General features: G+C 73.9%; 14 protein-coding genes. 11 read left to right on the forward strand and 3 right to left on the reverse strand.

Going from position 1 to position 15,002, the window contains the following annotated elements; genetic code table 11:
• Positions 1–26: 26 nt before the first annotated feature.
• A complete protein-coding gene (locus ACGF3I_RS19585; RefSeq protein ID WP_393133656.1) occupies positions 27–1,751 on the reverse strand; it encodes an IclR family transcriptional regulator C-terminal domain-containing protein in 1,725 nt (574 codons plus the stop codon).
• Positions 1,752–1,901: 150 nt separating this feature from the next.
• Positions 1,902–2,567: a DNA-binding response regulator gene (locus tag ACGF3I_RS19590; protein ID WP_393133658.1), complete on the reverse strand. Its 666-nt coding sequence runs from the start codon at positions 2,565–2,567 to the stop codon at positions 1,902–1,904.
• Positions 2,568–2,711: 144 nt separating this feature from the next.
• On the opposite strand from ACGF3I_RS19590, the gene ACGF3I_RS19595 reads away from it, so the two are divergent.
• Positions 2,712–3,251 (forward strand): GNAT family N-acetyltransferase, encoded by a 540-nt coding sequence (locus ACGF3I_RS19595; protein ID WP_393133660.1) that lies wholly within the window; start codon positions 2,712–2,714, stop codon positions 3,249–3,251.
• Between the two features lie 43 nt (positions 3,252–3,294).
• Here ACGF3I_RS19595 and ACGF3I_RS19600 read toward each other — a convergent pair whose 3' ends face one another.
• The gene (locus ACGF3I_RS19600) at positions 3,295–4,695 is read right to left on the reverse strand and encodes a PLP-dependent aminotransferase family protein (protein ID WP_393133662.1); all 1,401 of its coding nucleotides are present in this window, start codon (positions 4,693–4,695) and stop codon (positions 3,295–3,297) included.
• 359 nt (positions 4,696–5,054) lie between these two features.
• Between ACGF3I_RS19600 and ACGF3I_RS19605 the strand changes: the two genes are divergently transcribed.
• From ACGF3I_RS19605 to ACGF3I_RS19650, 10 genes are all read left to right on the forward strand, one after another.
• Positions 5,055–6,581: an anthranilate synthase component I family protein gene (locus tag ACGF3I_RS19605; RefSeq protein WP_393133664.1), complete on the forward strand. Its 1,527-nt coding sequence runs from the start codon at positions 5,055–5,057 to the stop codon at positions 6,579–6,581.
• Entirely contained in the window at positions 6,578–7,183 is a 606-nt protein-coding gene (locus tag ACGF3I_RS19610) for an anthranilate synthase component II (protein ID WP_393133666.1), read from the forward strand. The genes ACGF3I_RS19605 and ACGF3I_RS19610 overlap by 4 nt, the downstream gene beginning before the upstream one ends.
• Positions 7,184–7,312: 129 nt before the next feature.
• On the forward strand, positions 7,313–8,089 hold the full coding sequence (locus tag ACGF3I_RS19615) for a B3/4 domain-containing protein (RefSeq protein ID WP_393133668.1): 777 nt from the start codon (positions 7,313–7,315) through the stop codon (positions 8,087–8,089).
• A gap of 25 nt (positions 8,090–8,114) precedes the next feature.
• Positions 8,115–9,329, forward strand: a complete 1,215-nt coding sequence (locus tag ACGF3I_RS19620; RefSeq protein ID WP_393133670.1) for an ATP-grasp domain-containing protein — start codon at positions 8,115–8,117, stop codon at positions 9,327–9,329.
• A gap of 2 nt (positions 9,330–9,331) precedes the next feature.
• Positions 9,332–10,561, forward strand: coding sequence for an MFS transporter (locus ACGF3I_RS19625; RefSeq protein WP_393133672.1), 1,230 nt, complete (start codon positions 9,332–9,334; stop codon positions 10,559–10,561).
• 96 nt (positions 10,562–10,657) lie between these two features.
• Positions 10,658–11,962 carry a TrpB-like pyridoxal phosphate-dependent enzyme gene (locus ACGF3I_RS19630; protein WP_393133674.1) on the forward strand — a complete coding sequence of 435 codons (1,305 nt, stop codon included), beginning with the start codon at positions 10,658–10,660 and terminating at the stop codon, positions 11,960–11,962.
• A 33-nt stretch (positions 11,963–11,995) separates the two neighbouring features.
• Positions 11,996–12,748, forward strand: coding sequence for a flavodoxin family protein (locus ACGF3I_RS19635; RefSeq protein ID WP_393133676.1), 753 nt, complete (start codon positions 11,996–11,998; stop codon positions 12,746–12,748).
• Between the two features lie 72 nt (positions 12,749–12,820).
• Positions 12,821–13,165 (forward strand): cupin domain-containing protein, encoded by a 345-nt coding sequence (locus tag ACGF3I_RS19640; protein WP_393133678.1) that lies wholly within the window; start codon positions 12,821–12,823, stop codon positions 13,163–13,165.
• Entirely contained in the window at positions 13,162–13,566 is a 405-nt protein-coding gene (locus ACGF3I_RS19645; RefSeq protein WP_393133679.1) for a chorismate mutase, read from the forward strand. The genes ACGF3I_RS19640 and ACGF3I_RS19645 overlap by 4 nt, the downstream gene beginning before the upstream one ends.
• On the forward strand, positions 13,563–14,999 hold the full coding sequence (locus ACGF3I_RS19650) for a UbiD family decarboxylase (protein ID WP_393133681.1): 1,437 nt from the start codon (positions 13,563–13,565) through the stop codon (positions 14,997–14,999). Before ACGF3I_RS19645 ends, ACGF3I_RS19650 begins: the two co-directional genes overlap by 4 nt.
• Positions 15,000–15,002 lie beyond the last annotated feature (3 nt).

Raw genomic sequence — 15,002 nt, forward strand, 5'->3', positions numbered from 1 at the left:
CCGGCGCTGGTGGGAGCGGGGGAGGTTCAGGGCGCCTGGGGGTGCCGGAAGCGGTCGAGGACGTGCAGGTCGGCCTCGATGGCGGACGCGGCGGCGCGCAGTTCGGGCAGCAGCTCGGTGCGGCACTGCGCCGGAGTGCGCCGTGTGGTGTGCATGGCCACGTTCACCGCGGCGACGGCGCGTCCCTCGGTGTCCCGCACCGGTACCGCGAGGGAGCGCAGGCCCTCCTCCAGCTCCTGGTCGACCAGTGCGTACCCGTGCCGCGCGACCTCGTCGAGGACGGCCGTGAGCTGGGCCGGTGAGGTGATGGTGTGCGCGGTGAGCGCCGACAGCTCCGTACGGCCGAGCCGCGCCGTGCGCCGCGCGGCGGGCAGGTCAGCGAGCAGGACCCGGCCCATGGAGGTGGCGTACGCGGGGAAGCGGGTGCCGGGGGTGATGTTGACGCTCATGATCCGGGTGGTGGCGACGCGGGCCGTGTAGTGGATGGCGTCGCCGTCGAGGACCGCGAGCGAGGCCGAGTCGTGCACGGTGCGCACCAGGGCGGCCAGGTGCGGCACGGCGATGTCGGCGAGCGTCGTGCGCGACAGCGGCGGGCAGCCGAGCGCCAGGACCCGCGGGGTGGGGCGGAAGACGCGGCCCTCGGTGGCGATCAGGCCCAGATGGTCCAGGGTGATCAGGGCGCGCCGGGCGGTGGCGCGGGGCAGCCCGGTGGCGGCGGCGACGGCGCTGAGCGTCAGCTCGGGCCGCCCACTGCCGAAGGCGGTCAGGACGGTGAGGCCGCGGGCCAGCGACTCGACGAACCCGGCGCCCAGTTCCTGCTTGGAGGCTGCGGTCCAGGCGGCGAGGCCGGGGGCCTTCGCGGGGGCGGGGCCGGTGCCGTCGGCGCGGGCGGGGGCCTTCGCGGGGGCGGGACCGGCCGCGGCCCGAGTGTCCGCCCCGGCCCCGCCGTGTTCGTCCCCGGTGCGGGCGGGCGTGGCGCGGTCGAGTGCGGACTGCATGGTGCGGGCCGCCGCGCGCAGGCGGGGCAGTGCGCTCGCGCGCAGGGACGCGGCGCTGTGGCGGCTGGTGTGGCTGACGACGGTGAGGGCGCACAGCGGCCGGCCCGCCGGGTCGCGCAGCGGCACGGCCACCGCGACGAGGCCCGGCTCCAGGTACTGGTCGTCCACGGCGAAGCCGGTGTCCCCGGCCTCGGCGGCCCGCTCCTCGAAGCGGTCGCCCGCGCCGGGCGCCACACCGGGGAGGCCGGGGTTCTCGGGGGCGGCGGCGCGGCGCTGGTGCCAGGACCGCCACCGCTCGGGCGTCCAGCGGGCGGCGAACAGCGCGCCGGGCGCGGTGCGTTCGGCGGGCAGCAGGTCGCCGATGCGGAAGGTGAGGGACATCGTGCGGCGCCGGGTGCTCTGCTGGACGTAGCGGATCCCGTCGCCGTCCGGCACCGCGAGGCAGACCGACTCGTCCAGTTCTTCGGCGAGTCGGGCCGCGTACGGGCCGAGCAGGTCGGGCAGTGCGAGCGCGCCGAGGTAGGCGTTGGCGAGCTCCATCAGCCGCGGGGCGAGCGTGACGGCCGACTCGTGCGGGCGCACGTATCCCATGCGGGCCAGCGTGGCCACGATCCGGTCGACGGTGGAGCGGGCCAGCCCGGTCGCGCGGACCAGTTCGCCGAGCCCGAGCCGTCCGTCCGCGTCGCTGAGCGCGCGCAGGACGGCGACGCCGCGGACCAGGGGGCCGACGGCTTCGGCGGGCGCGGTGCTCATCCGGTCTCCGGGGGTGGGGCGTGGGGTGGCGTGGGCGGCGTCAACAAGCCTGCTACACACGCGAGTTGACGTGCGATGCGCGCCGCACGCACCCGCGGGCGGAGCCCTGAGCCCTGGTTCATGGGGCGGACGTCCTTGACGCGCCGGCGCTCAGACCCGGTCCTCCAGCTCCCGCGCCCGCAGCCCCGCCTGGAAACGGGACGTCGCTCCGAGGGCCGTCATCAGCTCGGCGACCCTTCTGCGGTACGTCCGCAGGGACATCCCCAGCTGCCGCGCGGCCACTTCGTCCGTGTGCCCGGCGCCGAGCGTCCGCAGGATCCGCCGGGCGTCGGCACCCAGCGCCTCGGGGCGCCGGCGCAGATGCGTGGCGAGGTCGGGCGAGGACTCCCACGCGGCGTGCACGAGCGCCCTGAGTCCGGCGACCACGTCGGGGGTGCGGATCACCGTGTAGGTGCGCGGGCCGTGGCCGGGGGCGCCCGCGAGGATGGCGGTGCGGCGGTCGAGGACGATGGTCTCCTGGGCCAGCGGCGTCGCGCAGATCCGGATGTCGGCGCCGCCCGCGGCCATCCTGGTCAGTCGCCGCTCGGCCCGCGCGTCGGGCAGGGCGTCGGGCGTGTAGAGCTTGCGCAGGGCGAGGCCGCCGGGCCCGGTCGCGGGGCGCAGTCCGGCGGCGAACGCGGTGCGGACCCCGGTGGACCAGGTCAGCGGGTCGGCGGCGGCGACCAGGAACTCCTGGCGCGCGCCCGCGAACAGATGCCCGGCCCGGTCGATGAGGGCACGCTCGCCGTGCAGCGTCACGATCGGTTCGTCGTTCATGGTCCGGTCAGTGTGGGGCGCCCGCGACATCCGGTCAACGCGCGCGGGGCGGGCTCCAGTCGGGACGCGCGCGCCCCCGGGGCCGCTGCCGCCGCCGTGCGCCCCGCCCTTCCTCCCACCGCCGTGACCTGCCACGCTGATGCGATGACAGAGGTGTTCTTGCGGCGGCTCTCGCGGTGGCAGGCCGAGCAGCAGAGGGAATCCGTCGCGGACCTGTACGCGGCGGCGTACGACGGGGTGCCGGGGCAGGAGTTCCTGGGGCGGGACGGGTTCCTGCGCCGTTTCGCCGAGGACGTCCAGCGTCCCGGCTTCGACATGGTCATCGCCGGAGACCCGTTCCTGGCGGGCTGCGCCTACGGCTATCCGCCCGGGCGCGAGGGCGAGTGGTGGCACGGCTTCCGCGGCGCGGCGACCGACGGTACGGAGGAACTGGCCACCTCCGACCGGGTGTTCGCGCTGGCCGAGCTGATGGTGCTGCCGGACAAGCGCCGTGCGGGCATCGCGACGCGTCTGCACGAACGCCTCCTGGAGCGCCAGGAGGCCGACCTCCTCACCGCTCTGGTCTCCCCCGCCAACACCGCGGCGGCGGCGGCCTACCGCTCCTGGGGCTGGACCCGCTCCCCCCGTCCGGCCGCGCCCGCCCAGGGCTCCGCCCCCGACGCCTGGACGCGCCGCCCGTCCTGAGCCCGGGCCCGCCGGCCGGGGCCCGCCCGAGCCCTCGGCCGCCTCACCCGCCCGCCTCCCGGTACGCCTCGCCCAGGGCCGGCAGGCTCTGGTTCAGGCCGGCGCAGGTCACCGTCGCGTAGCTGAGGACCAGGGCGGGCCGGCGGGTGGTGTCCGTCAGGGTGTAGAAGGCGCCGCCCCTGGTCAGGACCGAACGGCGGCGGGCCGCGCGCAGCAGGGCCTTCTCGTCGATGTGCGCGGGGAGTTCGACGTAGGCCTGGAGGCCGCTGTCGCCCCCGGTGAGGCGGGCGCCGGGCAGGCAGGCCTCCACCTGGCGGCGTACGGTCTGGCGGCGCCGGTGCAGTTCGGTGCGCAGCTGGCGCTGGTGGCGGTCGAGGGCGCCGGTGTCGATGAAGCGGGCGAACGCGAGCTGTTCGAGGCCCGAGCAGCCGATGTCCCAGCCCGCCCGCACGTACTCCACCGACGCCATCAGCTCCGAGGGCGCCGCGAGCCAGCCGAGCCGCAGCGCGGGGGCCAGCGTCTTGCTGGCGCTGCCCGCGTAGACGACCCGGTCGGGGGCGAGGCTCTGGAGGGCGGGGAGGCGGTCCGAGCGGTGCAGGAAGGCGCTGTCGAAGTCGTCCTCGATGATGTATCCGCCGACCTCGCGCGCCCAGGCGATCAGCCGTTCGCGCCGCTCCGCCGCGAGCCTGACCCCGGTCGGGAACTGGTTGGCCGGGGTCAGCAGCACCGCACGGACGCGGCTGCGTTCGAGGAGGTCGACCCGCAGCCCGTCCCCGTCCACCGGGATGCCGACCACCTTCAGGCCGGAGCTGGTGACGAACTCGCGCTCGCCCGGGTGGCCCGGGTCCTCCACCGCGAGCGTGGTGTGGCCGCGGTCGAGCAGCACCCGGCAGATCAGGGCGAGGCCCTGCGCGAAGCCCGCGGTGACCATGACGTCCTCGGGGCGGCTGCGCACCCCGCGCACCCGGCCGAGGTAGCCGGTCAGGACCCGTCGGGTCTGGGGCACCCCGGCCGGCGGCGAGTAGCCGAGCTCCTGCCGGCTCGCGTCGGCGACCACGGCCGTCATGCAGCGGATCCACTCCTGGCGCGGGAAGTCCACGACGTTGGACGTGCCGGTGCGCAGGTCCCACATCGCCTCGGGGGCCGGCTCCGGGTCGGGCGGAATCAGCCGCGAGGCCGAATCGGGTGTCCCCGCGTGCTCGGCGACCGTCGTTCCCGAACCGTGCCGGGTGCGCAAATACCCTTCGGCCACGAGCTGTTCATAGGCCTCCACCACCACACTGCGCGACACCCCTATATCCACAGCGAGTTGACGGCTCGACGGAATCCGGGTGCCCGGCCACAGCGTTCCGTCCTCCATCAGTTTGCGCAGCGAATCGCGTATTTGCAGAGCGAGCGGCAGGCGTGATTCCGGGTCCAGGGTGAGGGCCAGCTGCAGCGTCAAAGTGGTCTCCTTTCCGGAGGCCGAAGTGGTATGGCTGGGCCGGTGCCCCCTTTGATGAAGTCAGGGGGCACACACATGCGTCGCCGGGGGAACATCGGCGGGCGGGGGTGGCGCGGGGGAGTCCGGGAGAGCGGCCCGGACGGGCGTGACGTGCGGTGCCGTGCCTTCGGCGCGCCGTCGACGTGCTCATTCATTCCTCGAAGCCCCTACGGTCCAGTCGGATCAGGAAGGCTTTCGACGTGTCCTTGTTGTCAGAACTGCCAGAGCTGTCGCAGCGGTCGGATCGGTCAGAAGTCGCGGAACTCTCCGGTCCGCCAAAAGATCATGTACGGCCCGAACCACCAGCGTACGACGGGGAATTGGCGGGCGCCGAAACGGTCGCGCGCATTCCGGTCCGGGTGGACGACGCGGAACTTCCGCAGGTCGACGCGCTCGGCCTCTACGAAGCGCTCTCGCGCACCCGCGAACAGGGCGAGGTCTATCTCTTCGAAAGCCTCGACGGCCCCGACCAGGACCGCCACTACGCCGCCGTGGGCTGCGGGCGGCTGGCCGAACTGCGCGTCCACGCCACCCGGCTGGAACTCGACGCCCCCGGACCGCTCGGCGACCTGCTCGCCCGCACGGTCGGCGGCGCCCTCGGGGCGCCGGGCAGCCCGCCGGCCGGGGCGGACGACGGCGTCCGGCAGTGGACCATCGACGGCTCCGCGGCCGTGTGGCGGGTGCTGCGCGCGGTGCAGGGCGCGTTCGACCTCGACACCGACGTGCCCGCCGACACCTTCGCCTTCGGCTTCCTCGCCGCCCTGTCGTACGAGGCCGCCTGGGCGATGGAGGACCTCCCGGCGCCCAAGCCCGGCGCCGACCTGCCGCGCTGCACGCTGACCCTGTTCCGCGACACCGTCTGGTACGACCTGAAGAGCGGCAAAGTGCGTCATCTGGCCGCCCGGGGGCCACAATTGGGCAGTGAGGCGGGACAGCGTCCGCTGCGGGACGTCGTCGAGGAGGTGCGGGCGGCGGCCGGGGGCGGGGAGTCCGTACCCGAGGCACCTGTCGCCGTCTCCGTGCGCGACACCGTGGACGAGGCCACCTTCGTCGAGCGGGCCGAGCGCTGCCTGCGCCACATCGGCGTCGGCGACAGCTATCAGATCCAGATCGGCCACCGCATCGACGTCGTCACGGAGTTGACGCCGCTTCAGGTGTACCGCCGGCTGCGCCACCGCAATCCCTCGCCGTACATGTACCTGGTTCCCTGGGCGGGCCGCACGGTGATCGGGGCGAGCCCCGAGCTGTTCATCCGGATCGAGGGCGACGCCCTGTCGATGCGGCCCATCGCCGGAACGGCGCGGCGCGCCGCGGACCCGCACGAGGACGCCCGCCGGGTGGCCGAACTGCGCGCGAGCGCCAAGGAGCGGGCCGAGCACGTGATGCTGGTCGACCTGTGCCGCAACGACATCGGCCGCGTCTGCGAACCCGGCACGCTGCGCGTGGAGACGATGATGGAGGTCGAGCCCTTCGCCTACGTCCACCACCTGGTGTCGACCGTGTCGGGGCGGGTCAGGAGCGGCACCGACGTGTGGGCGGCGATCTGCGCCACCTTCCCCGCCGGCACCATGACCGGCGCGCCCAAGCTGCGCGCCATGGAGATCATCGACGGCATCGAGGAGCACCCGCGCGGCATCTACGCCGGAGCCCTCGGCCTGGTCGACGTCCGCGGCTTCGCGGTGCTCGCCCTGTGCATCCGCACCGCCGTCCACGACGGGGTCCGCTACAGCACCCAGGCCTCCGCCGGTCTGGTCGCCGACTCCGAGCCCGGCGCCGAATGGCGCGAGACACTGGCCAAGATGAGCGCCACGTACTGGGCGCTGACCGGCGAGGAGCTGCAGAAGTGAAGGTCCTCCTCGTCGACGCGTACGACAGCTTCAGCCACATCATCGACCAGTACCTGCTCAGCCTCGGCGCCGAGACCGACGTGGTGCGCTCGGGCACCCGCCCGGTGGAGCAGCTGGTCGCCTCCGCCCCCGACGCGGTCGTCCTCGGCCCGGGCCCCGGCCACCCGGCGGACTCCGGGCACGTCGAGCTGGTGCACGCCTTCGCCGGCCGGGTGCCGCTGCTCGGGGTGTGCCTGGGACACCAGGCGATCGGCCTGGCGTACGGGGCGCGGGTCGGGGTGGCCCAGCGGCTCATGCACGGCAAGACCAGTCCCGTGGCGCACGACGGGCTCGGGGTCTTCGCGGGCGCCGCCCGGCCGCTGACCGTCACCCGCTACCACTCGCTGATCGTCACCGACCCGCCGGCCGATCTGGTGGTGACGGCGACCTCCGAGGACGACGGCTACGTGATGGGGCTGCGCCACCGGACGCTGGACGTCGAGGGGGTGCAGTTCCACCCGGAGAGCGTGATGACCGAGGACGGAATGCGGCTGTTCCGCAACTTCCTCACACCCAGCGCCCCGCGCGCCCCGCGGACCCCGGTGGCTCCCGGCCCCGGCTAGCAAGTGGACTCCTGGATTTGCCGGGAATTGGCCACAGCCCGGAGCCGGTCCGCTCCCTAGGGTCGGACCGTCCTTTGGCCCGCGCCCGGCACCGGCCCCGGAACCCCACCCGCGAAGGAAGCCACGTCCATGGAGAGCTCCACCAGCGCCCCCGGCGGCGTCCACCCCCTCACCGTCACCGTCGATCCGCGGGTCCACGCGCGGGTGCCCGGCTATGTGCTCGGTCTGATCGCGGTGGCGGACATCGAGGTGGCCGGGGCGAGCGGCCCGGTGGACGGTCTGCTCACCGCCGCCGAGGACGCGCTGCACACGGCAGGTCTCGGCAAGGCCGAGGTCAGCGCGCTGCCCGCCGTCGCCGCCTGGCGCGAGGCCTACCGCACGGTCGACGTCAACCCGAACCGCTTCCCGTGCGCGGCCGAGTCGATCCTGCGCCGGGTGGCCAAGGGCGACCGGCTGCCCCGCATCAACGCCCTCGTCGACCTGTGCAACGCGGTCTCCCTGGACAGCCGCCTGCCCGTCGCCTCCTGCGACGTGGGCGACATCGCGGGGGAACTCGCGGTGCGGCCCGCCGACGGCACCGAGGTCTTCGCCCCGCTCGGCGCGCCCGACGCCACCGAGTGCCCGGACCCGGGCGAGATCGTGTACGCCGACGGCCGGGGCCGCGCCCACTCGCGGCGCTGGAACTGGCGCCAGGGCGACGTCGTCAAGACCGGCGCCGGGCGGCGCAGGCTGCTGCTCACCGTGGAGTGCGCGCACGAGGACGGCCGCCCCGCCGTCGAGGAGGCGCTGGAGCGCCTCGCCGCCGCGCTGGCCGGGCTCGGCGCCGACCAGGCACCGCCGGTGGTCCTGGACCGCACCGCCCCGTACGCGACCCTGTTCGCCCCCTCGGCCGCCACCGTCCGCTGACGCCGCCCGCCCCTAGGAGCACACCGTGAACCCCTCGATCCTGGTGGTGTACCGGCCCGCCGCAGGGCGCTACACCGCCCAGTTCCGCGCCGTCGTCGCGGCCGCCGCCGAACACGGCGTGGCCACCGTGGTGCTGCTGCCCACCGGCTGGGAGGCCCCCGAGGCCGACGGCCTCGCCCGCTACCACGCCGACCTGGACGACACGGCGGCCGTGCGCGCCGCCGTCACCGCCATCGTCGCCGAGCACCGCATCGAGCGGATCTTCCCGCTGTTCGAGGGCGACGTACTGCCCGCGAGCCGGGCCCGGCGCGACCACGGCATCCCCGGCCTCACCCCCGACCAGGCCCTCAACTTCCGCGACAAGAACGTCATGCACCGCAGGGCCGAGGAGCTGGGCGTGCGGGTGGCGCGCTCGTGCCGCCCCGACACCCTCGGCGCGGTCGCCGAGTTCGCCGAGCAGGTCGGCTACCCCGTCGTCATCAAGCCGTACGCGGGCTGGGCCTGCGGCAACACCTACCGCGTGGACGACCGGGCCCAACTCGACCGCGTCTGGGGGGAGATGGGGGACGACCGGCACGAGTACCGGGTCGAGGAGTTCATCCGCGGCGCCGAGTACCACGTCGACTCGCTCTTCCAGGACGGCGAGGCCGTCTTCGAGCAGCTCTCCCAGTACACCTACTCCGTCCTCGACTACCGCGACGAGCCCGGCGGCACCATCTCGCGCAAGCACGGCCTCACCGCGCGCGAGCGGCGCATCCTGGAGCTGAATGCGGTGGTGCTGCGCGGCTTCGGCCTGAGCACCGGCGTCGTGCACGCCGAGTTCTTCCTGCTCGACGACGGCGCCATCGTCTTCGGCGAGGCGGGCGCCCGGGCCGGCGGCGGCTCCATCGTGCCGGCCGTGGAGGCCGGGCGGGGCATCAACCTCGCGGGCGAGTGGTGCCGCCTCGAACTCGACCCCGCCCACCGCCCGGCCGCCCGCCTCGGCCCCGAGATCGGCACCGAATACCTGTCGTCCGGCGAGTACGGCACGATCACCTCGATCACCTCGGCGCAGGAACTCTGCGCCCTGGAGGGGGTGCTGGACGCCGATGTGTGGAAGCGGGTCGGCGATGTGCTCGCCCCGCCGACCGCCTCCAACGACGTGCTCGGCTGGTACGTGTGCGAGGGCGCCGACTTCGAGGACGTGAAGGCCCGCTTCAAGACCGTGCGCGACAGCTTCCGCGTAGAGACCGGGGGCTAGCCATGGCCTGGGTCGCCCGCTTCAAGGAACTCCCGCTCCCGTTACGGGTGTTGTTCCTCGCCTCGTTCGTCAACCGGGCCGGCATGTTCGTCTTCCCGCTGCTCGCCGTCTACCTGGTGCGCGGCAAGGACCTCAGCCCCGGCGAGGCGGGCCTGCTGATCTCCGTCGGCAGTACGGGGCTGCTCGTGGGCAGCCTGCTCAGCGGCCCGCTGTGCGACCTGAGGGGCCGGCGCACCGCGCTGCTCGGCGCGCTGCTCCTGAACGCGGGCGGCTACCTCGGCCTCGCCCTGCTCGACGGCGCGCCGTGGACGTACGCGGCCCTGCTGTTCGTCGCCCTGGTCGGGATGGGCATGTTCAGCCCGGCCTCCAACACCCTGGTCGCCGACCTGACCACCCCCGAGCAGCGCCCGTTCGCCTACACGATCAGCTACGTCGGCAACAACCTCGGCATGGGGGTGGGCCCGCTGCTCGGCGGGGTCGCCGCCGCGTACTCCTACCACGTCATGTTCGCGGGCAACATCGCCGCGGGCCTGCTGTGCGCGGCCATGATCCTGTTCTGGGTGCCCAACGACCGCCGCAGGCGCGACCCCGACCCGGCGTCCCGGCGCGGCCGTTCGGGACCGCTCGGCCACCGGCACGTCCTGCTGCTCGTGCTCGTCTCGTTCTTCTACGTCGTGCCGCTCATCGGCCTCGAATACGCCCTGCCGCTGGCCGTCACCACCGTCCTGCACGATTCGGCGGGGCTCGTCGGCGCCGTCTACACGATCAACAGCGTCGTCGTGGTCGGCCTCGGGCTGCTCATGGAGAAGCACATGCGCGGCCGCGGCACCAAGGCGCTGCTCCTGACCGCCGGACTGCTGTGGACGCTCGGCCTGTCCGTCATCGTCTTCGGGTTCTCGCTGCCCGCGCTGCTGCTGTCCACGGTGGTGTGGACGCTCGGCGAGATCATCGTGTCCGTCGTCGTGCCGACCTATGTCGCCGACCACGTCGACGAGCACCGCGTCGGCCGGTTCATGGCGCTCAACGGCTTCGTGCTGGGTCTGGCCCGGCTCGTCGTGCCGGCCGGGCTCGGCGCGCTGTGGACGGCCCACGGCCACCGGCCCGTGTTCCTCACGCTCCTGATCGCCCCGCTGCTCGGCATGGCCGCCTTCGCCGTGCTGCGGATCAGGCCGCCCGCAGCCGCGACCGCACGCGCCGGCACCGAGCAGGACGCCGCCCCCGCGGCCACCTAGGCCGTCCCGTACCGGCGGCCACCCGGACCACCGCACCGCCCGCACCAGCACGTCACGCGCTCCGCACCGGTTCCCTTCTCTCACAGGAAAGTTCCCATGTCGCAGACGAAGTTCCTGCTGTCCGAAGCCCAGATCCCCACCACCTGGTACAACGTGGTCGCCGACCTGCCCAAGCCGCTGGACCCGATGCTGCACCCGGGCACCCGCGAGCCGATCACCCCGGCCGATCTGGAGCCGCTGTTCCCGGCGGAACTGATAGCCCAGGAATTCTCCACCGCCCCCGAGACCGACATCCCGGGCGCCGTCATCGACGTCTACCGCCAGTGGCGGCCCAGCCCGCTGGTGCGGGCCCGCCGTCTGGAGCAGGCCCTGGACACCCCGGCCCGCATCTACTTCAAGAACGAGGGCGTCAGCCCGGCCGGCAGCCACAAGCCCAACACCGCCATTCCGCAGGCGTACTACAACAAGCAGGCGGGCGTGGAGCGCCTCACCACCGAGACCGGTGCCGGTCAGTGGGGCAGCTCGCTCGCGCTCGCCTGCCAGTACTTCGGCCTCGTCTGCGAGGTCTACATGGTGAAGGTCAGCTACCAGCAGAAGCCCTACCGCCGGGGCCTGATGGAGACGTTCGGGGCGAGCGTCACCGCGAGCCCGAGCGAGCTGACCGATGCGGGCCGCGCCGCGCTCGCCGCCGACCCCGACTCCCCGGGCAGCCTCGGCCTCGCCATCTCCGAGGCGGTCGAGGCGGCCGTCAAGAGCGGCGGCAGCGCCAAGTACGCGCTGGGCTCGGTGCTCAACCACGTGCTGATGCACCAGACGATCATCGGCAAGGAGGCCCTGCTCCAGATGGAGCTGGCCGAGGACTACCCGGACATCGTGATCGGCGCGGCCGGCGGCGGCTCCAACTTCGGCGGCCTCGCCCTGCCGTTCCTCGGCGAGCAGCTGCGCGGCGGGCGTTCGGTGCGGGCCATCGCGGTGGAGCCCTCCTCCTGCCCGACCCTGACCCAGGGCTCCTTCGAGTACGACTTCGGCGACACCGCCGGGATGACCCCGCTCACCAAGATGCACACCCTGGGCCACACCTTCGTGCCCCCGAGCATCCACGCGGGCGGCCTGCGCTACCACGGCATGTCGCCCATCATCAGCCAGCTCAAGGAGCTGGACCTGCTCGAAGCGCGGGCCGTGCCGCAGACCGCCTGCTTCGAGGCCGGCGTCACCTTCGCCCGCTCCGAGGGCATCGTGCCCGCGCCCGAGTCGACGCACGCCGTGCGCGCGGCCATCGACGAGGCGCTGGCCTGCAAGGAGTCCGGCGAGGCGAAGAGCATCCTCTTCTCGCTGTCCGGGCACGGCCACTTCGACATGCAGGCCTACATCGACTACTTCGCCGGAAAGCTCTCGGACTGATCCGGCGGGGACCCGGGGAGAGGGGGGACCGGAATGCAGGGAGCACGGAACGACCGGAACGACCGCGACGACCAAGGCGACAGACCCGTCATCGGCGACCACGACGACAGGCCCGTCATCGGCGACCACGACGACAGGCCCGTCATCCTCGGCATATCGGGGTCCGAGCGGGCGGGGGGCAACACCGACCTGGCCCTGGAGTACGCGGGGGATCTCGTGCGGGCCCGGGGGGCCGAGTTCCGCACGCTCCACCTGCGCGAGCGGCGCATCTCGCCGTGCAGCCCGTGCGGCGACTGCAACAGCCGTGTCCTGCCGTGCGCGCTGGCCGACGACATGCCGGCCGTCGTCGAGGAGATGCGGCGCGCCGACGGGATCATCTACGCGGTGCCCGTGCACGGCTTCGGGCTCGCGCACCTGATGCAGATCTTCATCGAGCGGGCGGGCGTCGGGTTCCTGCGCTTCGACCGGCCGCTCGCCAACAAGGTCGGCGGCATCATCGTCACGGGCCGGCGCTACAGCGACGCCTCCGTGCACAACCAGCTCGTCGACAACCTGCTGCTCAACCGCATGATCCTGGTGGGCAGCGGCTTCCCCGCGCTGCTGCGCAACACCACCGACAAGCCGGGCCTGAACGACACCGAGGGCCTCGACGCCCTGGAGCGGATGGCCCACCGCATGATCGACATGACCCTGCTGCTGCGCAGGCACCGCGCGGACACCGGGGAGCCGGTGCTGCCCCTGGACGACCGCAACGAGCGCGTGGAGCGCAGCCGTTCGCTGTCCTGAGCCACGCCGTCGACCGCCCCGCCCGGACCCCTCGCGTCCGGCACACCACCCGACACCATCGGAGGACCCTCTGTGAGTACGACCCCGCCCGCCCTGGTCGGCATCGACTTCGACGCCATTGCCTGGGAGAAGTGGCACAAGCCCGGCGCCGACGGCCGGGTGAAGATCGCCTACACCGGCGGTCTGCGCATCCGCCTGATGGAACTGCCCGCCGGATTCAACGAGTTGGAGTGGTGCGAACGCGGCCACCAGGGCTATGTGCTCCAGGGCGAGTTCACCATCCACTTCGACGACCGCTCCGTGCCGTGCCGCCCCGGCATGGGCTTCATCATCCCCGGCGACGAGCGCCACCGCTCGCAGGGTTCCGACGACGAGGCGACCGTCGTCTACGTGATCGACGAGGTGCCCGCCCCGTGACCACGCCCTCCACGACGCCGGCGACCCCGTCCGCGACCCCGTCCTCCACCACGCCGGCGGCCACGCCCGCCGCCGGCCCCGAACGCATCGGCGAGCTGCGCCTGTCCATCGACGCGCTCGACCGGCAGATCATCGCGCTGCTCGCCCGACGCACGGCGGTGGTGCGGGAGTTGACGACGTACAAGAACGACGAGGAGACCGTGCGCTCGCCCGGCCGGGTGGCCCAGGTCATCGACAAGGTGCGCGCCATCGCCGAGGCGGAGGGCATGCCGCCGGGCATCGCCGAGAGCGTCTACCGCACCCTGATCGGCGAACTGACCGACCTCCAGATGGAGCTCCTCGCCGAGCGGCGGGCCGCGGCGCGCACGGGCCCGGCCGGCGCCCCCGGGGGCGCGGCATGACAGGGCGCCGGCTCGCCGACCTGCGCACCGCGCTCGCCGGGCTCGACCCGATGCCCGGCGAGCTGGTGCGGGAGCGGGCCGAGGTGCCGGCCCGCTACGGGGTCTCGGCCCGGTACGCCAAGTGGGCCGGCACGCCCGCCCCGCCGCCGACCGGGCCGGGCCCCGCGGTCCTGTTCGAGCGGGTCGTCCCGGCGGGCGGGGGCGCCGCCCGCGCCGTGCTGATCGGCCTGTACGGCACCCGGCGCCGGGCCGCCGCCCTGCTCGGCACCACCCCGGCCCTGCTGCCGCACCGCATCCTGGACGCGGTGCGGCGGCCGGTGGCCCCGGTGCGCGGCCGGGGCGCCCGGGAACCGGTGCGCACCCTGCTCGCACCGGACCTCACCGCGCTGCCGGTGCCCGTCCTCACCGACGAGGACGCGGGCCCCTACCTCACGCTCGGCTCCGTCCTCGCGACCGATCCCGACACCGGGGTGCGCAACCTGTCCGTCCACCGGATGTGCGTCCAGGGCCCCGACCGGCTCTCGCTGTGGATGGTGCCGGGCCGCGACCTGGAGGCCGCGCACCGGGCGGCCACCCGCCGCGGCGAGAGCCTGCCGGTCGCGATCCACCTCGGCCTCGGGCCCGCGGTCCTGCTCGCCTCCTGCTGCCCGGCCTCCCTGGTGCCGCCCGACATCGACGAACTGGCGGTGGCGGGCGCCCTCGGCGGAGCGCCGGTCGAACTCACCGGCTGCCGGACCGTGGACGCGGAGTGCGTGGCGCACGCCGAGTACGTCATCGAGGGCGAACTGCTCGCCGACACCGCCCCCGAGAACCCTCAAGGCCCGTACGCCACACCGGAGTTCCTCGGCTACCGGGGCCGTGCGCACCCCGCCCTGCCGACCGTGCGGGTCACCGGGATCACCGCGCGCGAGGGCGCCATCCTCCAGACGGTCTCGGGGCCCGGGTACGAGCAGTCGGTGCTGCTCGGCTTCGGCATGGAGGCGGCGGTGCTCGCCCGGCTGCGCGAGCTGGACGCGCCGGTGGCGGGCGTGCACTGCCACACCGCGGGCGGCGGCCAGCTCATGGTCGTCCTCCAGTGGCGGGCCAAGCGTTCGCCGGCCGACGACGAGACCGTGCGCAAGGCGGCCGAGTCGGTCCTGGAGGAGTTCCGGATGGCCAAGCTCGCGGTCTCGGTGGACGAGGACGTCGACATCGAGTCGGACGCCGACCTGTGGTGGGCGATGACCACCCGGCTCCAGGCCGACCGCGACCTGAGCGTGCTGCCCGACCGGCTCGGCTTCCCGCTCGACCCGACGCAGTCCACCGCGTACGCGCCCGGCCTGTCCGCCGACGGCCGCACCGCGAAGGCCCACTTCGACTGCACCGTCCCGTACGGCCACGGCCCCCGCTTCCACCGCCCGCGCTTCACCGAGCCGTCCCAGCAGGGGAGTTGAGGC

Origin of the sequence: Streptomyces sp. NPDC048111 (assembly GCF_043202815.1) — a bacterium.
Classification (GTDB): domain Bacteria; phylum Actinomycetota; class Actinomycetes; order Streptomycetales; family Streptomycetaceae; genus Streptomyces.

Excerpts from the sequence above, each read along its gene's own strand:
- ACGF3I_RS19585 (WP_393133656.1), bottom strand. The coding sequence starts at position 1,751 with ATGAGCACCGCGCCCGCCGAAGCCGTCGGCCCCCTGGTCCGCGGCGTC.
- ACGF3I_RS19615 (WP_393133668.1), top strand. The coding sequence starts at position 7,313 with ATGGAGAGCTCCACCAGCGCCCCCGGCGGCGTCCACCCCCTCACCGTC.
- ACGF3I_RS19630 (WP_393133674.1), top strand. The coding sequence starts at position 10,658 with ATGTCGCAGACGAAGTTCCTGCTGTCCGAAGCCCAGATCCCCACCACC.
- ACGF3I_RS19590 (WP_393133658.1), bottom strand. The coding sequence starts at position 2,567 with ATGAACGACGAACCGATCGTGACGCTGCACGGCGAGCGTGCCCTCATC.
- ACGF3I_RS19625 (WP_393133672.1), top strand. The coding sequence starts at position 9,332 with ATGGCCTGGGTCGCCCGCTTCAAGGAACTCCCGCTCCCGTTACGGGTG.
- ACGF3I_RS19595 (WP_393133660.1), top strand. The coding sequence starts at position 2,712 with ATGACAGAGGTGTTCTTGCGGCGGCTCTCGCGGTGGCAGGCCGAGCAG.
- ACGF3I_RS19650 (WP_393133681.1), top strand. The coding sequence starts at position 13,563 with ATGACAGGGCGCCGGCTCGCCGACCTGCGCACCGCGCTCGCCGGGCTC.
- ACGF3I_RS19635 (WP_393133676.1), top strand. The coding sequence starts at position 11,996 with ATGCAGGGAGCACGGAACGACCGGAACGACCGCGACGACCAAGGCGAC.